Annotated in this window: 18 protein-coding genes; 8 read left to right on the forward strand and 10 right to left on the reverse strand. The window is 42.6% G+C overall.

What is annotated here, in order from left to right; all coding sequences use genetic code 11:
* Positions 1-850 precede the first annotated feature (850 nt).
* From clpB to gloA, 3 genes are all read right to left on the reverse strand, one after another.
* Entirely contained in the window at positions 851-3,523 is a 2,673-nt protein-coding gene (gene clpB / locus UYI_RS0125790; RefSeq protein ID WP_016869574.1) for an ATP-dependent chaperone ClpB, read from the reverse strand.
* 180 nt (positions 3,524-3,703) lie between these two features.
* Complete coding sequence (locus tag UYI_RS0125795; protein ID WP_026086171.1) at positions 3,704-5,422, reverse strand: iron uptake porin; 1,719 nt, start codon at positions 5,420-5,422, stop codon at positions 3,704-3,706.
* A 28-nt stretch (positions 5,423-5,450) separates the two neighbouring features.
* On the reverse strand, positions 5,451-5,882 hold the full coding sequence (gene gloA, locus UYI_RS0125800) for a lactoylglutathione lyase (protein ID WP_026086172.1): 432 nt from the start codon (positions 5,880-5,882) through the stop codon (positions 5,451-5,453).
* Positions 5,883-7,040: 1,158 nt separating this feature from the next.
* On the opposite strand from gloA, the gene UYI_RS0125805 reads away from it, so the two are divergent.
* The 3 genes from UYI_RS0125805 (at position 7,041) to UYI_RS0125815 (ending at position 10,009) form a co-directional block, all read left to right on the forward strand.
* Complete coding sequence (locus UYI_RS0125805) at positions 7,041-7,589, forward strand: hypothetical protein (protein WP_016869577.1); 549 nt, start codon at positions 7,041-7,043, stop codon at positions 7,587-7,589.
* A gap of 395 nt (positions 7,590-7,984) precedes the next feature.
* Positions 7,985-8,659 (forward strand): energy-coupling factor transporter transmembrane component T family protein, encoded by a 675-nt coding sequence (locus tag UYI_RS0125810; RefSeq protein WP_016869578.1) that lies wholly within the window; start codon positions 7,985-7,987, stop codon positions 8,657-8,659.
* 6 nt (positions 8,660-8,665) lie between these two features.
* On the forward strand, positions 8,666-10,009 hold the full coding sequence (locus tag UYI_RS0125815; RefSeq protein ID WP_016869579.1) for an ABC transporter ATP-binding protein: 1,344 nt from the start codon (positions 8,666-8,668) through the stop codon (positions 10,007-10,009).
* A 122-nt stretch (positions 10,010-10,131) separates the two neighbouring features.
* On the opposite strand, the gene UYI_RS39825 is transcribed toward UYI_RS0125815, so the two are convergent.
* Together UYI_RS39825 and UYI_RS0125820 are read right to left on the reverse strand one after the other, a co-directional pair.
* Positions 10,132-10,266, reverse strand: coding sequence for a hypothetical protein (locus tag UYI_RS39825; RefSeq protein ID WP_268742330.1), 135 nt, complete (start codon positions 10,264-10,266; stop codon positions 10,132-10,134).
* Between the two features lie 135 nt (positions 10,267-10,401).
* On the reverse strand, positions 10,402-11,028 hold the full coding sequence (locus UYI_RS0125820; protein ID WP_016869580.1) for a 4Fe-4S single cluster domain-containing protein: 627 nt from the start codon (positions 11,026-11,028) through the stop codon (positions 10,402-10,404).
* Between the two features lie 639 nt (positions 11,029-11,667).
* Here UYI_RS0125820 and eno point away from each other — a divergent pair.
* On the forward strand, positions 11,668-12,948 hold the full coding sequence (eno, locus tag UYI_RS0125825; RefSeq protein WP_016869581.1) for a phosphopyruvate hydratase: 1,281 nt from the start codon (positions 11,668-11,670) through the stop codon (positions 12,946-12,948).
* Positions 12,949-13,243: 295 nt separating this feature from the next.
* Here the strand turns inward: eno and argC are convergent, their stop codons facing one another.
* Positions 13,244-14,302, reverse strand: a complete 1,059-nt coding sequence (gene argC, locus UYI_RS0125830; protein WP_016869582.1) for an N-acetyl-gamma-glutamyl-phosphate reductase — start codon at positions 14,300-14,302, stop codon at positions 13,244-13,246.
* Positions 14,303-14,882: 580 nt separating this feature from the next.
* On the opposite strand from argC, the gene ribBA reads away from it, so the two are divergent.
* Entirely contained in the window at positions 14,883-16,562 is a 1,680-nt protein-coding gene (gene ribBA / locus UYI_RS0125835) for a bifunctional 3,4-dihydroxy-2-butanone-4-phosphate synthase/GTP cyclohydrolase II (protein ID WP_016869583.1), read from the forward strand.
* A 232-nt stretch (positions 16,563-16,794) separates the two neighbouring features.
* Here ribBA and UYI_RS0125840 read toward each other — a convergent pair whose 3' ends face one another.
* Positions 16,795-17,772, reverse strand: coding sequence for an N-acetylmuramoyl-L-alanine amidase (locus UYI_RS0125840; protein WP_016869584.1), 978 nt, complete (start codon positions 17,770-17,772; stop codon positions 16,795-16,797).
* Between the two features lie 174 nt (positions 17,773-17,946).
* On the opposite strand from UYI_RS0125840, the gene UYI_RS0125845 reads away from it, so the two are divergent.
* A complete protein-coding gene (locus tag UYI_RS0125845; protein WP_026086173.1) occupies positions 17,947-18,654 on the forward strand; it encodes a class I SAM-dependent methyltransferase in 708 nt (235 codons plus the stop codon).
* On the opposite strand, the gene UYI_RS0125850 is transcribed toward UYI_RS0125845, so the two are convergent.
* Entirely contained in the window at positions 18,651-19,526 is an 876-nt protein-coding gene (locus UYI_RS0125850; RefSeq protein ID WP_016869586.1) for a CPBP family intramembrane glutamic endopeptidase, read from the reverse strand. The genes UYI_RS0125845 and UYI_RS0125850 overlap by 4 nt on opposite strands.
* A gap of 300 nt (positions 19,527-19,826) precedes the next feature.
* Positions 19,827-20,261 carry an AbrB family transcriptional regulator gene (locus UYI_RS0125855; RefSeq protein ID WP_009454272.1) on the reverse strand — a complete coding sequence of 145 codons (435 nt, stop codon included), beginning with the start codon at positions 20,259-20,261 and terminating at the stop codon, positions 19,827-19,829.
* Positions 20,262-22,061: 1,800 nt separating this feature from the next.
* Here UYI_RS0125855 and UYI_RS0125860 point away from each other — a divergent pair.
* Positions 22,062-23,066 carry a succinate dehydrogenase/fumarate reductase iron-sulfur subunit gene (locus tag UYI_RS0125860; RefSeq protein ID WP_016869587.1) on the forward strand — a complete coding sequence of 335 codons (1,005 nt, stop codon included), beginning with the start codon at positions 22,062-22,064 and terminating at the stop codon, positions 23,064-23,066.
* A 195-nt stretch (positions 23,067-23,261) separates the two neighbouring features.
* Here the strand turns inward: UYI_RS0125860 and UYI_RS0125865 are convergent, their stop codons facing one another.
* Positions 23,262-23,786, reverse strand: coding sequence for a TolB family protein (locus UYI_RS0125865; protein ID WP_016869588.1), 525 nt, complete (start codon positions 23,784-23,786; stop codon positions 23,262-23,264).
* A 148-nt stretch (positions 23,787-23,934) separates the two neighbouring features.
* Between UYI_RS0125865 and UYI_RS37220 the strand changes: the two genes are divergently transcribed.
* The gene (locus tag UYI_RS37220; RefSeq protein ID WP_157226396.1) at positions 23,935-24,099 is read left to right on the forward strand and encodes a hypothetical protein; all 165 of its coding nucleotides are present in this window, start codon (positions 23,935-23,937) and stop codon (positions 24,097-24,099) included.
* The last annotated feature ends 81 nt before the right edge of the window (positions 24,100-24,180 follow it).

Genomic DNA, 24,180 nt, shown 5'->3' on the forward strand with positions numbered 1-24,180 from the left:
AATAAATATTAAAAGTAAAGACCATAAGCCTTGTACAATTATTTTATTTAGTAATATTTACTAATAGTAACGGTTTAGTACCGTAACAGACATCAGGGAAATTGTGTAATTTATAAACACCTACTAGCGTGATCGGGTTAAATATAGTGGATTAAGAAACCGCACAGGAAGCAGCGAAAAGTTTGTAAACACTTTGCGTCTGTGTGCAGTGTCCCGGAGACAACCTCAAAGCTTTCCAAGAGAGAGAACGCAGAGATAGAATAAGAGATTTTTGTACAAAATTAGTCCGGTCACGCTACCACATTAACAAGAGGATAATAATGTTTATTAATTTAGTGCGGTTATAATATATATTTTTGCTTCCTTTCCATTAATCTTAATAGCCTTATTTTTCTGAAACGAAATTGCTAAATATAGCGGTTTCAGTTGGGTTTGGTACAGGGAAAAAAACGAACACAGATGAACACAGATGCACACCGATAAAGTTGTACTTCATCCAAAGAAGAGCTAAATATTTTACAGACCAAGACAGGAAAGATTAACACTTTTTCTTCTAACCCTTAAAAAAGGGCTTAGTAGTCATCACTATTCATTCAGGCTGTGACAGGAAAAACTATGATGTAATTTGAGGTGCTTAAAGCTTAACTACTGTTTTACAACCAAACAATCAACACCTCGAACTTAATCATTCCAGTATGGACACTGGTAGTCTTGCCAAAGAAAATAAAACTTTAAGATTCAGCAGCATCTTACCTCTGTGTACTCTGCGCCTCTGCGGTTTAAAAAACTTTAAAAACAATAGAGACACAAAGAAAAAACATAAAATCACATTCTCTGTGTCTCTCCAAATCTATGCTTCGCGCGATGCTTCCAGTATGTAAGAACTTGTACTATCTGGCATGGGTATTTGCACTACCTTTTTTTTACTAAAGGTTAGCTGGTGATCTCCCTTGTCAATGACAATCGTGTCCCCAGCAATAAACGTATTTTCCAGAATTTTGGTAGCGATCGCATTCTCTACTTCTCTTTGAATTGCCCGTTTTATCGGACGAGCGCCGTAAACTGGATCGTACCCCACCTCCACCAGATAATCACAGGCAGCAGGAGATATTTCCAAAGAGATTTTTTGCTCTCTAAGTAGATATTCCACCCGTTTGAGTTGAATACGCACGATTTGCCGCATCTCACTGCGGTTAAGGGCATGGAAGATAATTAAATCGTCAACCCGGTTAAGAAACTCCGGGCGGAAGTGCGATCGCAAAGCATCCATCACCCGATTCCGCATTTTCTCATACTGGGAGTCATCGCTAGAAACATCCAAGATGTGTTCGCTACCAATATTACTAGTCATGACAATAACGGTGTTGCGAAAATCAACGGTTCGCCCCTGGCTATCCGTAATTCTACCGTCATCCAGAACTTGCAGTAAGATATTAAACACATCCGGGTGGGCTTTCTCAACTTCATCTAGCAGCACCACCGAATAGGGACGACGACGAATTGCTTCCGACAGTTGCCCCCCTTCTTCGTAGCCGACGTATCCTGGAGGCGCACCCACTAACCGAGAAACTGAATGTTTCTCCATATACTCAGACATATCCAAACGTACTAAGGCGTCATCAGAATCAAATAAAAACTGGGCTAAAGCACGGGCGAGTTCCGTTTTGCCAACTCCCGTCGGTCCCATGAATAAAAATGAACCGATGGGACGGCTAGGATCTTTCATCCCAGCGCGGGCGCGACGAATGGCGGCGGCAACGGCAGAGACAGCTTCCTGTTGTCCAATTACTCGTTCGTGTAGGTGGTTCTCGAGTTTGAGTAACTTCTGCCGTTCCGACTCCAATAAACTATTGACGGGAATTCCTGTCCATTTGGCCACGATTTCAGCAATATCCGCTTCAGTGACTTGTTCCCGCAGCAGGGTTTTACCTTGACTTTGAATTTTCAGGAGTTCGGTTTCTTTGGCTTCGCGATCGCGTTGCACCCCCTCCAATTTGCCATACTTCAACTGGGCAGCTTTATTTAAATCGTAAGCCCTTTCTGCTTGTTCTATTTGTACTCGCAGCTTTTCTTCTTCTTGCTTTAAGGCACTAATCGCCTCTAATAGCTGCTTTTCACCTTGCCATTGCCCGTTCAAATCCTGCTGTTTGGCGGTTAAATTGCTAATTTCTAGCTCAATTCGCGCTAAACGCTCTTTTGTTTGGGGTACAGCCTTCTCTTCCCCGGCTAAGGACAGCTTTTCCATCTCTAGCTGCATCAGCCGACGATCGATCGCTTCCAACTCTGCTGGTTTGGAGGTAATCTCCATTTTCAACTGGGCGGCGGCTTCATCTACCAAATCGATCGCTTTATCTGGCAAAAAGCGGTCATTAATGTATCTAGCTGAGAGAGTAGCAGCTGCCACCAACGCCGAGTCTGATATTTTGACGTTGTGATGGACTTCGTAACGTTCTTTCAGTCCCCGCAGAATCGAAATTGTATTTTCGACGCTGGGCTGATCTACAAAGACTTGTTGAAAACGCCGTTCTAAGGCTGCGTCTTTTTCAATGTATTTACGGTACTCATCCAACGTAGTAGCACCTATACACCGCAGTTCTCCCCGTGCCAACATTGGTTTGAGTAAATTACCGGCGTCCATTGAACCTTGTTGCCCGGAACCCGCACCGACAACGGTGTGTAACTCATCAATGAATAAGACAATTTGACCGTTGGATTCCGTAACTTCCCGGAGAACTGATTTGAGGCGGTCTTCAAATTCACCCCGGTATTTTGCCCCAGCAATCAAACTACCCATATCCAAGGCAATGAGTTGGCGATTTTTCAAAGATTCCGGGACATCACCATTGATGATACGCTGTGCTAAAGCTTCGGCGATCGCAGTTTTACCAACTCCTGGTTCACCAATCAAGACGGGGTTATTTTTACTACGCCGGGACAATACCTGAATCACCCGCCGAATTTCGTCATCCCGCCCAATTACGGGGTCGAGTTTTCCAAATTTTGCCTGTTCTGTCAAGTCTCTACCGAATTTTTGCAAAGCTTCATAGCGGGATTCGGGATTTTGGTCTGTGACTTTTTGGCTACCACGAACTACTTTAATCGTAGCTTCTAACTTCACAGTATCTAGATTAAAGCTTTTAACTATCCGCCGCCCGACACGTTCATCTTCGACAAAAGCCAGCAGGATATGTTCTACGGATATGTAAGAATCCTTCATCCGGACTCTTGCTTCTTCGGCTAAGTCCAATAGAATATCTAAAGAACGCCCCAAGTAAAGCTGATCACTTCTACCAACTTTGGGCTGACGCCGGATAAAATCTTCTAGTTGCTGTAGCAAACGGTTGGCATCTACACCAGCACGGTTAAAAATTCGTGCTGCTAACCCATTTTCTTGTTGTAATAGAGCAATTATTAAATGTTCTACATCTAATTGCTGTTGTTGATAAGCACGTACTATATCCTGAGATTTGACAATCCCTTCCCAAGCTTTATCTGTAAATTTATCTGGATCTGTAGGCTGCATCTTTACAATTTTAGATTTTAGATTTTAAACTACGGACGTATTTGTCTTAGACTATTATCCCAGCATGAATTGCTTGCAGCCGCTTGTATCTACGGTTGCAGATTTTATATTGGTTAGTGGTTGTTTGTTGTTTGTTGTTTGGAACCACCAATCAACAACCAACAACCAACTATCAACAATTTAAAACGAAAATACACTTCTGAGGGTGGTTTGCCAAATAGTGCCGTTAGAACTGTCGTTGTCGGCGTTTGTTACTAATGAAAATGTGGGGGTGATACTCAGATTGTCACTGAGTTGGAGATTATAGAAGGCTTCAAAATTTGTCTGAGTGGCATTTCCTAAATCTTCGCTGACAAAAGGCTGACCGATCGCTACACCCGCAACAGTACCGGGAAGCAAAAGGTTACGGAATCCCACACCTACAGCCCATGTCACCGGATGTAGATCTAAATCCTCATCGATGGCGGTATTATATCCATTGTAATTACCAAATCCGAAGCGTCCAAAAATGCCTGCATTCCGATTGAGGCTATACTCGGCATTGACACCAAAGGCGTTAATGTCTGTATTGTTAATCAGGGCATTTGTGTATTGCAGTCTCAAGGCTAGCTGATCGCTGGGTGAATATTCAACTTCCACACTAGCTTGATAGCGATCGCCAAATAAACCCCCTTCTGTGCTGGTAAAATTTGGTTGGTCAGCATCGGCAGCAATGTAGAGCGATCGCACCGTCAATTGACCATTGCCAGGGTTCCACTGCACAGCAGCACCTGCACCCCCATTGCGATCAATTTGATTTTGGACAATCAGAGGATTATTCAGGAAAAAGCTAGAACTAAAATCAACCGCCTCGTTATTGGCATAGTTATTACGATCAATAAAATCTCGTGGTGACATTTTTGCACCCACTGTCACCGCCACATCTTCGGAAGGACGAAAGGTATAGTGTAAGCGTCTCAACCTGAGGTCAGAGTCTACTTCCACATAATCAAGTCCACCACCATTGGCAATAAAACCAGTGGTTCCCAGCAAATTCTCTTCCTCTTGTTGTGCCAAACTCATTGCATCTCCACCATTGTTACCAGCTTCTAGTTGAGTCACAAGTACATCTTGTTGATTGAAGCTAGTGGAGAGGGTTAAGCGGGAACGGGAAACTACAGTTTTGTTAGCATCAGTACCATCAGTCAAAGCAATAATTGCTTCACCGTGTAGTTTCGTAGTCGTAGAAAATTGGTGTGCTTGTAATTCGCTGTTGCGTGCTTCTAAATTATCAACCCGTTGCTGTAAGTCATCCAAAGCCGAACGGAATTCTTTTTGCAACCGCCGTAAGACAATCATGTCTTCTTGGATAAAGCGATCGCTCATCCTATCAGCAATGATATCTTCAACCTTAGATAAAGTAGCCGCAAGAGCAACAGCAAACTCATAACGGCTCATGGGACGATTACCACGAAAGGTACCATCTGAGTAACCAGAAATGACACCATATTTTTCCACGAGTGATTTTAATGCCTGATAAGCCCAGTCTGTTGGCTGAACATCAGATAATTGTGAGATTGAAGTTTGCTGTGTTCGTAAATCAGAATCAACGTCAAGATTACCAAACACTTCATTTTTTACTGACGACTCAGAATTTGCTATGGTTGAAAACTCTGTCTGCCCAACACTAATATCAATTTCTGGAGTTAATACCTCCGCATTATGTGTAGGGGTACTAACCTCGGGGATAGCTGCTTGTAAACTAGAGTCAGAGCTTTGAGTTTCTGGCGACGGTTGAAGTAGCAGAGAATCCGCCTTTGCAGGTAAGCACATGTGGCTAAGGACGCCCCAACCGACTAAACCCCCCGCTAAGAATTTGGGCGAATGAATCCTCCGTTGTCGGCATTGCTTGACGCTCAATTCTATCTCCTGCAATTGTGCCTCAGAATTACTGAGTTACAAGTTTTTGTTCTTCCTGTTTAACAGCAGAACCTTGAGTACCCAGTTGAATAAGTTCTACTTTATACCCATCTGGGTCTTCCACAAAAGCAATTACCGTAGAACCATGTTTCATTGGCCCTGGTTCTCGTACTACCTTCCCACCACGTTTTTTAATTTCTTCACAGGTAGCATAAATATCATCGACTCCAATGGCAATGTGACCGTAACCATTGCCCAAATCATACTTATCCACACCCCAGTTATAAGTTAGTTCAATAACTGTGTGATCACTTTCCTCACCATAACCAATAAAAGCCAGAGTAAACTCTCCCCCTGGATAATCTTTTTGCCGCAGCAGTTTCATTCCCAAAACATCACAGTAGAACTTTAGCGATTCTTCCAAATTGCCAACACGCAACATTGTGTGTAGGAGTCGCATAACTATCTCCAGTTGTGGTAATTAGTTGTGATAGTTCCCTAGATATTGTAAACTGCCAAGCGTTTGCGTATTGTTAAGAGAACTAGAGATAAACGCAGCTGCGTCTTTCTTTAGCTGGAACGAAAAGAAGCCTCTCACCTACCCGATAGGGAGGTGATGAGATGAATTTTTGGGCGCTAAGGAGTCCCAGCCCCAACCAATAACGAGTGTCACAGCTTTCTCCTCTTAAAAATGGGGAACCCTCGCAAAGCCGCCTAAGCGGCTTTGCCACCACCGCGATAAATCGTCTCACTTGACCCCTAAAAATCAGGCAGGCTTCTTTGAGATATCTCATGCAGGCCCACAGATCAATCAGGGGGGTTTCAAGCCTGCCTGATTTTTCACGTGTTGGTCTCTCACGGGGTCGAGGGTCTTCCACGTACCAAGATTGGGCATCGCATTTTGGCTATAGAACAAGTCAGGCTTCACTGTATTGTCGAGTTGACTATTGGGCTTATCGCAGGGGCTATTAAAGCCTGACTTGTTCTTCGATTCGCCTCGTGGGCTTAAATATACCCAGCGACATGCCAATAGGACTAAGCGATAAGACCTCAAAGCCTGCCCAATCTTGGAGGGGACAATGCGAGGGCTTGCTCAATATATAAAAAGGGTTCCCCATTTTTAAGTTCATTGAATCGAAGGTCACTCGTTGAGTTCGGGGGTGGGCGACGAATCGCCAATTTGTGTGTTGTTTGCTAGAATAGTTGTGGTTTGCTTCACCCCCATTGGTGTCTGATAAGCCTCTGTCCAGTGGCAGTGCGATCATTGGTAAGCGACTCCGTTGCACAGTCATGAAAGTAAGTAGGCAGATCTTGATAAATACAAATTACCTTCGGGTTTGTCCTATAGTGCGAATAAGCCAGCATCTCATCGAGGGCAGTAAAATTTGTAGGGTACAAGCTAAGAAATTGCATAGTCTGCGGTAGGGCATTCCGTGGACTTAAAACAAAGCTCATCGCCTCCGAAGCAATAGCTGGATTGGATGAGAAGCCTACACTGATGCAAGCATCAGTGTAGGAGTATGTCACAGAGATAGTATTGAGGTAATAAATTATCTAAAATCCAAATATAATAGTCAGTGCGATCGCTTTCTGTTCTCTTTATATCGCAGCATTCTCCATGAGAACTCCTTGGCGTCTGAGAGATTATGTATTTGCTGCCTTCATGACGATAGGCATGGTGGTTGCTGTGATTATAGTCGGTCCGTTTGCACCACCTGGCTTTCAGTTATTAGCTTGGGCGCCACTAGGAGGAATTTTCCTGACTCTAGGAATGGCACGTTTGCAACGCCGTGGTAGTGTGGCGTTGATGATTCTGCCTCTTGCACTGCTACTAGGGTTGATATCGCCAATTATTTCACTTTACTTAGCTGCCACTGTCCTAGTGACAGAATTGGTGATGTTTTTCGTGGGGAACTATCGACGCAAAATCAACCGTTTACTCGGGAACATCCTGTTTTTCAGTAGTGCCAATTTAGGCGGTTTACTACTTGCTGCTTTTCTCATCAAAACTTCTAGAGCAGACCCGTTTGTAAAAATAGTTACCCAAAATTGGCTTTTATTACTGTTGACAATACTTGCAGGAGTGGCAGGTGCAATTGGTTGGTGGCTGGGAGAACTGGGCATTAAGCAACTACAGAAAGCTGGCAAGATGGACGTAGACCTCTAATACCTACAAAAAATCCATCTGTGTACCCTACGGGAAGCCGCGCTTGGGCGCGTCTACATCGCCTTGCACGGTGGTCGATTTCTAAAACATAATTTTTTTGGTATCTTTAGCCCTACTTTACCGATTTTCATTTTTCGTAGGTGCGATCGCACTTAAGCTTAGATCAAAACATCCTGTCGTTACGACACAACTTGTTGTCGTTAGATCAAAACATCCTGTCGTTACGACACAACTTATTGTTGTTAGATCACAACATGCTGTCGTTATGACACAACTTGTTGTCGTAACAACACAATTTGTTGTCGTGCAAAACCTAATACTAATACCGTTTCACTATAAGTTTGATACATTTAACGGGGTGACAAGGAGGACAAAGAAAACCCCACATTTTGCCAATGCAGCATACTTTCCTAACTCAAATTAATCCCCTACTCAAAATTATTACCAGTATTACTATCCTAAGCATTGCTTTAATTTTGGATAATATCTGGGCAATTACTGTATTGGTGCTGCCACTACTGCTACTAGTGCTGATTTCCGTGCGAATTAACCTCAAAATTCTAGGGTATGTAAGCATCAGCCTGTTTTTATTCATGGTTGTTTCTACATGGCTGAGAGACTTTGACACATCTGTTTTTAGTACCCTGCGTCTCGTCGCAATTATGTTACCAACACCACTGCTAGCCAGTACAACTTCACCATCTGATTTAATTAGAGCGCTACAAGCTACACGTTTACCCAGCTTTTTAACACTCAGCTTAATGCTAATTTGGAGATTTCTACCAATCATCCAGCAAGAAACTCAACGCATTCTAGAAGCAAATCAGTTGCGAGGAGTGGATTTGAAATTTCAACCGCAGCAATGGTTTTCAGGTTTATTTATACCCCTAATGTTTAGGATAGTTGCCTACGCAGACGATGTTACAGTAGGTTTAGAAACTAGAGGTTACGATCCACAAGCTCCGCGCAGTAACAGCAAACCTCTAAGATGGCAATTGCAAGACACCATCTTTACTCTCAGTACAACTGTGATGCTAGCGGTTGTGGGATATATTGAATTGTTTGTATAAAAAATCATGGCATCTGAACCACCCCTCGTTGAAGTCATAGACCTTTTTTTCAGGCATCCAGGCAGATCAGAACCCACTATTCAAGGTGTTAATCTTAACCTATACCCTGGTGAAATTGTCTTGATTGCCGGGGCAACTGGCAGTGGTAAAAGTACTTTGTTAAATTGCCTAGCAGGAATTGCACCGAATCATACAGGGGGAGAGTTAAAAGGGAAAATTTTGTATCAGGGAACAGAATTAAACGAGTGGTCAGTCAGAGGGCGATCGCAATATTTTTGCACAGTACTACAAAATGTCGAGACGCAAATCTTTACAGAACAAGTCTGGGAAGAAATTGTCTTCGGTTTAGAAAACTGGAACGTTCATCCAGACAAAATACCGCTTTTGGCAGATGCCGCACTAAGAGAATTCGGTATAGAAGCACAAAGAAATTGGTTAATAAAACAACTCTCAGCAGGACAGAAGCAACGCCTACTCATTGCTTGTTTGTTAACAATTGGGCAACCAGTGATGCTGTTAGATGAACCTCTGGCTTACATCGATGCCAAAGGTGTGGATATGTTACTGCAACTACTCAGGACCAGGGCAGACAGAGGTCAGTCAATAATTATAGTTGAGCATCGGTTAGACCTAGTAAAAAAGATATGCGATCGCTCTTATTACTTCCAAGATGGCAAGCTACAAGAGTGGAAATTAGACAAACAACTCCCCATCACCCCAGCACCCCATCACCCCATCACCCCGATTCTTCTTCAGACTCACCAACTCAGTTGGGGTGGGTATCCCAATTTTCCCGATTTGACAGTTGCAGCAGAAGAAATTGTATTGCTGAAAGGAGAAAATGGTTCTGGTAAGACAACACTACTCAAGCTAATTAGTGGATTACTCAAACCAGACACAGGAAAACTAGAAATTCTGGGTAGAGATATGAGCAAACGTAGCGTTGTTCAGATTGCCAAATATGTTGGTTTTGTACTTCAAAACCCTAATCACCAGCTATTTGCCGACAGCGTGCGTGCAGAAATTCTCCAACCAGGAGTAGCACCAGAAGTTGCTAACTCTCTGCTATCACAATTAAATTTAAGCGAATTAGCACAGAAACATCCGCAATCTCTTTCTCAGGGGCAAAAAAGGCGTTTAGCACTAGGTGCTGTTTTAGCAAGACAACCGAAAATCTGCCTTCTAGACGAAATAATGGTTGGACAAGATCCAAATTCCTTATCCTTAATGTTGAATGTTCTCATAAACTTTACCCAGCAAGGAAACGCCCTAATTCTCACCTCTCACGTTCCCTTACCAGCAGGAGATTTTCAAGTAAAAGTGTTGGAGTTGAAGCAAATTAGTGGTTAGTTGTTGGTTGTTGATTGTTGGTTGTTAGTTGTTGGTTGTTGATTGTTGGTTGTTGATTGTTGGTTGTTGATTGTTGATTGTTGGTTGTTGGTGAGACCAGCCCCCCAAAAAGGCGGTCTCCGTCACGTAGACACGAAGTGGCTTAAGGTAAGGGTAGGGGGACTGGCGAACCCGTAGACACGTAGTGGCTTAAGGTAAGGGTAGGGTTGTTGGTTGTTGGTTGTTGGTTGTTGGTTGTACCAGACGTGCCATGGCACGTCTGTACAGTGGTTAGTTGTTGGTTGTTGATTGTTAGTTGTTGATTGTTAGTTGTTGGTTGTTAGTGGTTAGTAGTTAGTGGTTTATTACCCGTCACACTCCCCACCTCCCCATCTCCCCATCTCCCCACTTCTCTACTCTGCCAGTTCCAACTTTCCCCGGTAGCCAGTTACAAGTCGGCTACCATCTTTAAAAATATGAATTTCGATCTGATCGCTTGCCCAAGAAATGTTATCTTTCAAAGCTGGGTTAAAGACGTGAACCCGTTGATTACTAGATGAAACAGGAGAGTCGGGTGAGTTTAACGCTAGTGATTGAATGTAGGGACCATCAATGAGAATATCTAACTGGTCTAATAGTTCTTGAGAGCCAGCTGGAGCATAATCAGATTGTAATTTCTCCAAAGTAAAACCACTAAATGACATCACATTCAATCCAGCCGCTTTAACTTTGCGCGCTAGACTTGCTAGTGCGGCTGCTTGCCAGAATGGTTCACCACCAGAAAATGTTACACCTTGATTACGAGGATTACTGAGAATTTTTTCCGCCAGACTATCTACAGACACAAGTTGATTGATTTCAAATGACCAAGATTCTGTATTAAAGCAACCTGGACATTCCCGCAAACATCCTTGTACCCAAATTACAGCACGACATCCAGGACCATTCACTTCAGATTCATCCACATAACCCATAATGTTGAGATATCCGGCGGGAATCTGCATCAGTGCCATGTATGAGTCGGTTTTATTTTGAGTCATAGTTTTTCTCTGTAACTTGAAAAATAGGGATCGGGGATTGGGGATAAGGGTATAGGGGTGTAAGAGTGTAGGAAAAATGTAGTTCAAATTGATATTTCAGAAACTACGCTGAGTCTTTCTCAACTCTCAACTGCGGTTGACAAAGTACTATTTGCAGGCTAGAGGTAAAAGATGAGGAACTTGTGAGAAAAGTGGGGAACTCAGCGGCCCCCACTCCCCCAAGGGAGTGGGGATTAGGGGCAATGGGGCAATGGGGAGTAATGTAGAGACGCGCTGTTTGAAGCGTCTGGGAGTGTGAGGAGTGTGAGGAGTAGAGAAATAATTATTAACAACTAACAACTATTGTACAGAGGCGATGTTCCTCGCGTCTTTACCTACTAACCACTAACAACCAACCACTAACCATTCTTAATTTATCGATGTGTATCTGTGTTTAACTGTGGTTTGATACACAGAAACTGAGCGACGATAGATTCTTCCTGAGTACGTGATACTTCATGCCCAATTCCTAGCCCCTAAAATCTTCGTTAATCTCTGCCTTATGCATCCCCCAACAGCCTATGCTAGATAGTCGGGCCAGCCACTGTGAGTGTTTGTGTTCAGCGGTAAGAACTTATTGAAAAAAGGACAAAGATATAAATGATTGATACTGCCATTGAAGCAATTGTGGCTCGCGAAATTCTTGACTCGCGGGGTAGACCAACAGTAGAAGCAGAAGTACATTTGGTTAATGGTGCTGTGGGATTGGCACAGGTTCCGAGTGGTGCGTCAACTGGCACTTTTGAAGCCCATGAGTTACGGGATGGAGACAAAAGCCGTTATGGGGGTAAGGGAGTACTCCAGGCAGTGCAAAATGTCAAGGATATAATTGTCCCCAAATTACTACACATGGATGCCCTGAATCAGGAACTCCTTGACCGCACAATGATCACTCTCGATGGTTCTCCTAACAAATCTCATCTGGGTGCTAATGCGATTTTGGCAGTTTCCCTAGCAGCAGCCAAAGCAGGGGCTGAATCTTTAGATATTCCTTTGTATCGTTATTTGGGTGGTCCTTTGGCGAATTTATTGCCTGTGCCATTGATGAATGTAATTAATGGTGGCGCCCATGCAGCAAATAATGTCGATTTTCAAGAGTTTATGATTGTTCCAATCGGGGCGTTTTCTTTCCGAGAAGCGTTGCGATGTGGTGCGGAGGTGTTCTCCACCCTCAGCCAGGTTTTAGATGAGAAGGGTTTACTTACTGGTGTGGGGGATGAAGGTGGTTTTGCACCTAATTTGGAGTCCAATCAAGTGGCTTTAGAATTGCTGGTTGCTGCGATTGAAAAAGCTGGTTACAAACCAGGGGAACAAGTAGCTTTGGCATTGGATGTGGCTGCTAGTGAGTTTTACAAAGATGGACAATATGTCTACGATGGGAAGCCCCACTCACCAGCTGAGTTTATTGACTATCTCGCCCAACTAGTTGACCAGTATCCGATTGTCTCAATTGAAGATGGTTTACACGAAGAAGACTGGCAAAATTGGCAGTTACTCACCCAAAAGTTGGGCGATCGCGTCCAGTTGGTAGGAGATGATTTGTTTGTTACAAATGCTACTCGCCTGCAAAAGGGCATTGATTTGAAAGCTGGTAATGCAATTCTGATTAAACTCAATCAAATTGGTTCCCTAACCGAAACTTTGGAAACAATCGACTTGGGGACTCGCAACGGTTTCCGGTCGGTGATTAGCCATCGTTCAGGGGAAACAGAAGACACAACCATTGCTGATCTCGCTGTCGCCACTCGTGCCGGTCAAATCAAAACTGGCTCTCTGTGTCGCAGCGAACGGGTGGCAAAATACAACCGCTTGCTGCGAATTGAAGATGAATTAGGCGATCGCGCGGTATACGCAGGTATGGTGGGTATGGGACCGAAGTAGTTAGTTGTTAGTTGTTGGTTGTTAGTTGTTGGTTGTTAGTTGTTAGTTGTTGGTTGTTAGTTGTTAGTTGTTGGTTTTTATTACTAACCCTACCCTTACCTTAAGCCACTACCCTGCCTTAAGCCGCTACGCGTCTACGTGTCTACGGGTTCGTCAGTCGCTCATAGGGGACTCACCGGCCCCCACTCCCTGTCGGTCGTGGGGATTGGGGGCTAGGGGCCCCCTTTGGGGTTGGGGGAGGGAACCCCCTGTTCTGCGCGCTGACTCACCACTAACCACTAACCATTAACTCTGATTATGGATAAAAACCTAACTTCGGTAATCCCAAGGTTTCATCCCAACCCATCATAATGTTCATACACTGAATTGCTTGACCCGCCTGCCCTTTGATCAGGTTGTCAATTGCTGACATCACGATCGCTCTACCTGTACGCGGGTCAACTTCTATGCCTATGTAACAAAGATTACTACCACACGCCCATTTAGTTTGGGGGTAAATGCCAGGATCGCAAATTTTTACCCAAGCAGAGTTACGGTAAAAGGCTCTGTAAATAGTAATTAAGTCATCTCTGACCAAGCCAGGATCGCGTAAGGATGCATACACTGTAGATAGGATGCCGCGTACCATTGGGATAAGATGGGGAGTGAATTGTATGGTGAGTTCGTGACCTGCGAGTTCACTGCAAATCTGCTCAATTTCCGGTGTATGGCGGTGACGGGCGACACCATAGGCTGCCAGAGAGTTGTCTGCTTCGGCTAATAACATATTGATTTTGGCTTCCCGTCCACCACCGGACGTACCAGATTTAGCATCAATAATGGCTGTTTCGGGGATGATTAACCCCTGTTTGAGGAGTGGAGATAGTGCGAGGAGACTGGCAGTAGGATAGCAACCAGGACACCCTACTAACTGGGCTTCGGCAATGCGATCGCGATATAGTTCTGGTAATCCATACACTGCTGTTGCCGCAGTATCAGTATCTTGCCGTTGTTTACCGTACCAAGCAGTATAAGTCGCCAAGTTACTAAACCGATAGTCAGCACTCAAATCGAGTACCTTACATCCTTTCTCTAGCAATTTTGGAGCAATTTGGCAAGCCAGACCATTCGGCACAGACAGAAAAACTACTTCACAACGGTGAGCAATAATTTCCGTATCTACCGCTTCTATCGATAAATTGACTGTATGAGCCAAATGTGGATATATATCCGCAAATGGCTTACCAGCAGTGCTATCGCCACCTAAATAAACAAGCTCTACTTCTGGATGATCCATCAGTAGACGCACCAACTGAACTCCGCCATAACCTGACGCGCCTACAATCCCAACGGGTACGCGTCTAAAATTGCCCATGATTATAAGATCCTTATCCGCTTTTGGTTAACCTGTTGTCAGCTCTCAACAATCCACACTTTAGCTCAAAGCTATTAGCTCTTAGCATATGACGGTTGAAGGTTGAATGCTAACCCTGATGATTTTTGAACTGTTACTGAAATTTAAGTACTAAAACCTAATTTTAGCGGTAGACTTTTTCGCAATGTTATGTGAAAAAATAAAAAGCTAGATGAATTTTATTCATCTGTAACTGTCTTCTGTACAGTCAGCTAGCAGTAGCATTGCTATGATACCTGTCTACAGCATATGTGGTTGACATATCCTGGTAGGCATAAAAGTTTCGCTCTAGTAGTCCACAAGCGAATAAAGCTAGAATCATTATTATGGATACTACTTGTGTATTCATAAATTATTTTATTTGCAAAAAATCTATATCTTACCAGAGCAATAGTTAAAGCTTCCTCTTGCACTCTCTCATTCTTGAATTTAGTAACAGTGTCAACAAATCCTTGCTTATCTTAGCTTCTACCCTTCTAAAGGGGGTACAATCTGAAAAACAGGATTTGTTAAAAAAATTTACTTTTGGTAGCTAAAATCTGTGTCTCAGATCAAGACAACTTCAACCCAAGCCTTTGAATTTGATTCGATTGACGCCGCTTTGGCAGATTTAAAAGCTGGCCGTGTGATCGTGGTAGTAGATGACGAAAACCGAGAAAATGAAGGCGATTTGATTTGTGCCGCCCAATTTGCAACTCCAGATACAATCAATTTCATGGCGGTAGAAGCGCGGGGGTTGATTTGTCTGGCGATGATGGGCGATCGCCTTGATGAATTAGACTTGCCTTTGATGGTAAGTAATATTACTGATCCCAACCAGACTGCTTTCACTGTCAGTATTGATGCTGGGCCTCATTTAGGGGTAACAACTGGTATATCAGCAGAAGACCGCGCCCGGACAATTCAAGTTGCCATTAATCCAAGTACTAAAGCTTCAGATTTGCGTCGTCCCGGTCATATTTTTCCGATTCGTGCTAGGGAAGGTGGTGTACTGAAACGAGCAGGACATACAGAAGCAGCAGTCGATTTATCCAGACTTGCTGGTTTGTATCCGGCTGGGGTGATTTGTGAGATTCAAAACCCTGATGGTTCAATGGCGCGGTTACCTCAGTTAATCCAATATGCTAAACATCATAAGCTGAAAATTATTAGTATTGCGGATTTAATCAGCTACCGCCTCCAACATGATCGCATTGTGATTCGAGAAACCGTTGCCGATTTACCCACCCAGTTTGGTCTTTTCCAAATCTACGCTTATCGCCATACTTTAGACAATACCGAACACGTTGCCATTGTCAAGGGAGATCCCTCCCAATTCGATGATCACCCTGTGATGGTACGGATGCATTCTGAATGTTTAACAGGGGATGCATTAGGTTCCCTGCGTTGCGACTGTCGGATGCAACTACAAGCAGCCCTGAAAATGATTGAAAATGCGGGTCAAGGTGTTGTAGTATACCTACGGCAAGAGGGACGGGGAATTGGACTGATTAATAAATTAAAAGCCTACTCGTTGCAGGATATGGGGCTAGATACCGTTGAAGCCAACGAACGCTTAGGATTCCCCGCCGATTTGCGTGACTATGGCATGGGCGCACAAATCCTGATGGATTTGGGTGTACATAAAATACGTTTGATTACCAATAATCCCCGGAAAATTGCGGGGTTAAAAGGTTATAGCTTAGAAGTAGTTGATCGCGTGCCATTATTAATCGAAGCCAATGATTATAACTCCTATTACTTGACGACAAAAGCCAAAAAGCTGGGTCACATGCTGTTGCAGACATATTTAGTGACAATGGCAATCCACTGGGAAGATGACCCGCAAGCAGCTACGGAACGCTACGAACGCTTGGAAAAACTGCGCCATTTAGCGAAAAGTCATGATTTATTGTTACAAGAAGAAGCTCGTCCTTTAGCGATCGCCCTCTTTGACAAACCATCTTTAACAGTACATTTAGGATTTGATCAACCACGACTAGCAACCCATGACTGGTACAAACAAAAAAATCATCCTTATGTGCAAGCGATCGGACAAATTCTTGATTATCTTGTCAGTCTACCTTATGTACAAAAGTTGGAATTTTTGATTTCTCCTGGTGTTGATCCCCTGAGTAATCTGCAAGTGCAATTAGATCGCCAGACTTTCTCGGCGGATACTTTACCTTCATCAATTTGTTGTGAACAGTTGGAAACACAGAAAATATATAGTTTTAGTTAGTTGTTAGTTGTTAGTTGTTAGTTGTTAGTTGTTAGTGGTTGGTTGTTAGTAGTTAGTAGTTAGTAGTTAGTTGTTTACTACTCCACCCTTACCTTAAGTCGCGCCAAGCACGTCTACACACCGCTCACACCCCACCCTTACAAGAAGCTGATGGGTGCGTCTATACACTCCTTACACCCCATCACCCCATTGCCCCCCATCTCCCTTGTCCCTGATCCCCGATCCCTCATTTTCACGAAATTGGCTGCCGAAAAGAGTGAAGTAACTTAAAAAACTTATCAAAATCAAAGCTGCGGGGATCAATTCTTGTACCCGAACGATCCACATCTCGATGAGTAGTAATGCGCTCATCGGGAACACTACTTTGAGCAATTAACCAAGCAAGAGAATAGTATTGAGCATCGGTGTAACCGATATGATATGGTTCTTTATTGCGACCTTCTGGAGGTGTCTCTAAAGAGACATGGTAAGCAAAATTATTCACAGATGGTTCTAAACCGGGATTAGTTTGTACAGTTTCTGACCCATTCGGCCCATCAAAAACTGAGTTCCCAGCACCAAAAGCGCGTTTATCCGGTGGGACTATATAAATAATTGTTCCATCTAAAGTAATCAAGCTATGGTAACTTACTTGCTTATCTTGATCACTATGGGCTGTTTGAAAGGTATTAATCGCACTAGATGCAGAATCAGCAGTTTCATGAAGTACTATGATTGCCTGATTGTTAACTGGTACACCATTAATATCTGTAGCAAAACGTTCTCCATAATTGCTTGGGTTAGCTAAGGCAATTTCATAATTGGGGGTATATTGTTTAAAAGCTTCAGTAACTTTGAACGAATATTGAGGGATATTTTGCGGTTTGTCTACTTGGTTATTTGTTGATGCAACTTTGTCAGGAACAGCCGTAGTCACTGATGGTTTAGGAGAACTGTAAAGTTTGTCTGCTTGTTTTTTCTTTGATTCAACTTTGGGAGTTGGACTAGTATTTGTTAATGATTTGGAAAAATCTTGAACTTCCTCTTGTTGCTCTTGTGCTGCTTGTAATTGGACATTGGCTGGACTCCAAGCAGCAGGGTCTATATCTGAATTTGATGGGATGCTACTATTTTGCTGTAACTTCGCTCTCCCAAGTACAAGAACAATAGTTAAAGAGATAAGCATCAAAGAAATTATTAGCAATCTTTTAATCCAGACGCTAAAACTCATGGGTTTAAAAATAAAAATATTGCTTAAATTTATACTAATATATTCGTTTAAGTAGAAAATAAGCTACTCTCATATCGAGAACAGTACCATAATCTCCACTCCTGAAAAATCTTTCTACAGAGCTATTTAAATTCCACAAGTTTTCAATAAATACCCCATAAAAATGAAGAGAATATGACCTCTTTCCCTAGATGGTACTTCAACGAATATAAAATGGCTGGTGTTGACTTTGAAGATACTGCTCAAGTAGCAGCCTTTGACCGTAACCAACTATCCAGTACTCCAGCAAAAGAGCAAGCTTTGGTTCAACGATTAGGAATTTCTTCAGGACATACTGTCATTGATCTGGGAGCGGGTACAGGAACCTTTGCAATTCAGGCGGCGCTCTATGGAGCTTCGGTAGATGCTGTCGATGTTTCCCAAAGTATGCTAGCTTACGCTCACTCAAAAGCTCAAAAAATAGGAGCTACGAATATCAAATTTCATCAGGCTAGTTTCTTAACTTATGAACATAATGACACTCTGGCTGATTTTGTGATTACGAAAGCTGCCCTACACATTCTGCCAGATTTCTGGAAAATGGTGGCTTTGATGCGAATGGCTGCGATGCTGAAACTTGGCGGTGTTTTTTACCTGCGTGATGTTATCTTCTCATTCCTGGCTAGTGAGTATCAAACCTCGATTAATCATTGGATTGAGCATTCAGCTAAGCCAGAGGGTGAGGGTTGGACAGTCAAAGACTTTGAAATGCATGTGCGAGAAGAATATAGCACCTTTGCATGGATAATTGAGGGTATGCTGACGCGAGCAGGATTTGAAATTAAAGAAGTCAGTTATCCTACGTCTACTGTTGCTGAGTATGTATGTGTTAAGAACAGTTAGACAAAATTAAGTTGATAACCAAACCAAAGCGTTACCGCAGTTAGCACTAAACATACTATCCCTGCGACTCCGGCTAGGGGTTTTTTGTTCTTACCTGTCACCCAATCTGAGATTTGATCGGTGTAATCGATTAGTTGGGCTGTATCTATACAAGCGATCGCCCATATCCAGCCGCTATGCAGTCCCCAAGCTAAACCCAAATTACCGTGACCAACAAACCGTGCCAGCACCAATACCAACCCCATTAACCATAGCCCGGGAAGCTGCGGTATGGTTTGTTGTTGTTCCCAAATTAAGTGTAATACAGCAAATATCAAGCTAGATATAGTTGCTGCTATCCAAACTGAATAATCTTGCTCTAATTCTGTAAACAAAAATCCACGAAAAACTAATTCTTCAATCCCACCTACAAATAAAGCTATTAACAAAGTAGGTAGCAAAATAGATGGTAATTGCTTGATGTTTGTGTATTCTAACTTGCACCATCCCAGCCAAAGTTGACATGTAAAAACCACAGCTAGGCTGAATAAACCTAAACTAAAACCCAGGGTAACGGAACTAAGGATAGAAATGTTGGTAACAAAGCCGTAATCTGATAAAGGCGTTTTAGTCAGCCAAGTGATGATCCAAAAAATTAAAGGTACTAATAAATAAAGTGACAATAATAAAGGTATCTTTTGCTCTGATTTTAAGGGTTTGTTAGGTTGCCAATTTAAGAAAACAGCTGAAAAAGCTGCTATTGGGAACCAACATCCACTCCAGGCAATAAAAAAAGCCATCACTACAATCAAACTTGGTGCATTTTCCCAAAATGATTGCAAATTATAGAGTGATGACTTCCATGCGGCTAGCAAAATGGGATAAAAAAACACGACAGACTTCTCGCAATCCTAAATTTATAGCTTGTAGAGAGAAAAGCTTTTACCTTTTCGAGCAATTTGCCACCAGGAGTAGCGATGCGCGATCGCTTTTTTACCCCTTAGTATGACTTGCTTTTTTGTGCTTTTCTCTCTACTTCATCAAGCTTCTAACAAATTCGGTAACTTCTGCAAGAGGTCTAATCGTTATTTTCTACCTGAAAAATCTTTAAACGGTAGCAACCATTTTTTCCTTGCTAAGGAGATAAGTTACTAAGTCTTGACTTATAACTTTATCCTTACCATGAGAAAAATTTACTCTTCTTCTTCAATCTCATCTTCCTCTTCATCAATGTCTACATCTGACTGGAGTTCTTTTTTGTCGCTATCAACTTGAATGAGGTGAATGTGCTTGTATCCCAGCTTAATTTCAAATTCATCACCAGGCTTTAAGCCCATTGCTTTAGTGTATGTCGCACCGATGACTATTTGGCCGTTTTGATGAACACTAACCCGATAAGTCGGTTCACGACCACGACCATCTTTTGGTGCTTCTGGACTTAAGGGAATTCCCCTAGCAGATAGCAAAGCATCATAAAAATCGGTGAGATTCACACGCACCTGATTATTTTTCGTAACAGTATAATAGCCACACTGTTTTGCTCTTTCTCGACGTGGTAGATTAGAAAGTTCTTTGACTTTCGCAAGCAGTGCTTTTCCGGTTAATGGTGCAGTTGCAGTTTCAGTCATTACGCTCAAAATTTCCTTACTCTCTCCAAACTATTCAAAGGTGTAGTTCTCTGCCAGCTTTTAGCTTTTTGTGATTTACACTAAAGTTGCTGACAAACCCAAAAAAAGGGTAAAGTCCTGATTCTAACAAACCAAAATCATCTTTTATGGCTACCCATAATTTGTTAGAGATCGCGGTTGTCGCAGGTATTTATTTCGGTAATTTTACGGCACATTTAACCATCATTTGCCATCGAAAATGAAATATTTTCTTTTTTGACGCTATTGCGACGGTGTAATTTTAAGCCATCTTTACAAACGAAACGAGTTCCACTACTTAATAAGCCGTAGACTCAAGAATTTGCAAGAATTTCCTTATGCTTACCTCAAGCTTAGAACAGCATAGTATTGTCATAAGGTTGTTGAGCATACACTCTTTTATCTTGCTCATAGAGATGAATAAATTTCACCTCTGGTCATCACGAATAAACAAAGCAGTATCAGCCGCACTTATCGGCTATTTAGACTGGTTTTGTTTCTTCGTAATTTTATATTAAATACTAACATGCAATCATAATAGCAAAATAATTGTTTAAGTTTGAATTAAACTTATTGCTAGACTTTAAATCTTATATCATTTACCTTGGAAAGGCAAAAAGCGGTGAGGATTTTCCTCCCGCTTTATTACCGTTGTGAGTATTGAGGCATGGATTTTATAAAAATTCATCTAATATAGATGAGGAGTTTTGAGTACAGAGTTACATGATCTACATGATCAAGTTTATTGATTGAGACCAGATAAAATATTTCTGAGTATTATGCTGTCTATTAATTACCTCCACATGTTCATCAGCAGCTATAACAATTCTATATAACCAAAAAATAGCACTTTGCGACTAAAGGAGGAATTTGTACAGTCTTTATTAGACTTTGTGGCATTAGTCGGGGAAAAGGTTATTGGGGTTGGGGTAAAGGAAAATAAAAACCCTTTAATCTTTAACCCTTCCCTTTACCGAACTCTTGCAAAAGTGACTTTAACAAGAGTTTGATTGACTTCTGTTAACATCAACATAAAGTTATATTCTATAGTTGAGGGGACACCCCCGAATAAATTTTGGGGGATTCGTCCATATTTTGGTAGCGGGGTTGTCCTGGTAATGGCTAATAGGTAATGGGTAATGGGTAATAAGAAATCACCAATTACCAATTACCTATTACCGGGTGATGTGCTGTTTCATCCATTCACCTTTAAAAGTAGGGTTTTCACATCACCCAACCTTGGTAATAAGGTAATAGGGTGTAGCAGTTGACAAAACTGTCGCTAAACCCATACAAAGCTTCTACAACTAGAATTTTTATGCTTATCCTCGCACTCTTTAATGATCAGCATATTAACAGCTAGCTTTGAAATAAGAGTAGCTAGAGCATAGCTCGTTGGGTAAGCAATGTCATTGAGTTAAGGGTAAAAGTTAAAAGGTAAAAGGGAATTATAAAAGATAAGGGTCAATCAATTTTGGATTTTAGATTTGCAATTTTGCAAAAAGTTTGTAGACGCGCTCATAGGCTTCACGAAGGGTGCGTCGGCTTCCGGCGTACTCTACCTTGAAGACGCCCGTAGGTCGTCTTCAAGGTAGCGTCCTGGAGGAAACCTCAAAGCTTTTCAAGACGGATTGACTACACGCTAATTGTGGGATGCAGCTTGAAGATTTTAGATTTGTGCCACCTCTTGTGCGGTTAGGCATGAACCTACCCTTCCCTAACTTCTGCAAAAGTCTGTTTTCTAATGTAAATGCGAGAATTTCAATATTTAGGTTGGTAATAATGGAAGTACTATTTAAGGTTATTCGACAGCAACATAATTCTTCTGCTAAGGTACAAACTTACCTTTTGGAGGTAGAACCAGGTAATACAATTCTTGATTGCCTCAATCGGATTAAGTGGGAACAAGATGGAACTTTAGCATTTCGCAAAAATTGCCGCAATACAATTTGTGGTAGCTGTGCTATGCGAATTAATGGGCGTTCTGCTCTTGCTTGTAAAGAAAATGTTGGCAGTGAAATTTCTAGATTACAACAGTTAGCAGCACACACAAGCAAGACAAATGCTATTCCAGAAATTACGATCGCGCCACTGGGCAATATGCCTGTAATTAAAGATTTAGTGGTAGATATGAACGATTTTTGGAATAATCTTGAGGCGATCGCACCTTATGTAAGTACAGCTAGCCGCAACGTACCAGAAAGAGAGTTTTTACAAACACCAGAAGAGCGATCGCGGCTTGATCAAACTGGTAATTGTATTATGTGTGGAGCTTGCTTCTCTGAATGCAATGGCTTTGAAGTCAATTCCAAATTTGTTGGTCCCCATGCACTAGCAAAAGCTTACCGAATGGTGGCAGATAACCGCGATAGTGAAACAGAAAACCGCTTGGAAAAATACAACGAAGGTACTCAAGGAGTTTGGGGTTGTACTCGTTGCTTTTACTGCAACAGTGTATGTCCAATGGATGTTGCTCCATTGGATCAAATCACTAAAATTAAACAAGAAATTATTGCCCACAAACAAAAAAGCGATAGTCGTTCAATTCGCCATCGCAAAGTGTTAGTAGAGTTAGTCAAAGCAGGTGGTTGGATTGATGAGAGACAATTCGGTTTACAAGTAGTCGGTAACTATTTTCGGGATTTGAGAGGATTGCTTGGTATTGTACCCCTGGGTTTGCGGATGCTTGTTAAGGGCAAATTTCCCCTTTCATTTGAACCTTCCGAAGGAACTCAACAGGTGCGATCGCTAATTGAAGCGATACAGGAAGAAGGGAGTAGGGAATAGGAATCGGGGAAAGGGGAGAGGAGGACAAACCAGACAAGGGAGACAAGGAGGACAATATAGAAAGTGTTGTTACTCCCCACACTCCTCATACTCTCCCCATCGCCGCTAATCCCCACCAGGGGCCGGTGAGTTCCCCATTGCCCCCCAACCCCACAAAGTGGGGACCCCTAGCCCCCCACCTCCCCAATCCCTTCGCTAACGTGGATCTTGCGGTATAGTCAAAGGTTGCCCAGAACGGTTATAGACTAAAATATCCCACTGTCCATTGTTACTGTACTCAAAGGCAATTCTCGTACCATCAGCACTAATTGTGGGGTTGCGGACTTCTGCTTGCAAGTTAGCAGTCAAATTACGTGATTGTCTTGTTTCTCTGTTATATAAAAATATGCCTGTGCGACCTTGGCGAGAAGCAGCAAAAACAATACTACGACCATCATCGGAAACACTCGGATGAGAGGCGATCGCATCAAAGGCATTTAAACCAGGTATATCAATCAAATTGCGAGTCACCATATCAAACATATATACATCCTGGCTGCCGCGACGGTCAGAAGTAAAAACAATATATCTGCCAGAAATTTGTGGATTTAATTCCGAAGCAGGACTATTGAGACTCCTACCGCCAGGGTCGAAAGGGTAACTCAAAAGGCGGGGATAGCCAACACAGCCAGTTAATAAAGTTGTTAAGGTAAGTATAGGAAGAAAAATATATTTGGTCATTTGTTAGTAGTTAGTAGTTAGTAGTTAGTAGTTAGTAGTTAGTAGTTAGTAGTTAGTAGTTAGTGGTTTACTACTCCACCTTTACGGGAAGCCCTTCGGGTACTCTACCTTGAAGCCGGGCTTCGCCCGTCTACGGGAGTTCGCAATCGTGACGGGAAACGGAGCCACTGCGCCCTTGGGGGTTCCAAGAGTTGTAGCACGTGGCGTCCAAGACTGCGACCCCCTCACCGCTACGCGTCTACACACTCCTCACACCCCACCCTTACGGGAAGCCTATGAGCGCATCTACACACTCCTCACACCCTCTTCCTAAATTTTGAATTTTGAATTGTTTTCTCCCCATCACCCCATCACCCCATCACCCCATCTCCCCACCACCCCATCTCCCCACCAT

This window comes from Fischerella muscicola PCC 7414 (assembly GCF_000317205.1).
In the GTDB taxonomy this organism is placed as follows: domain Bacteria; phylum Cyanobacteriota; class Cyanobacteriia; order Cyanobacteriales; family Nostocaceae; genus Fischerella; species Fischerella muscicola.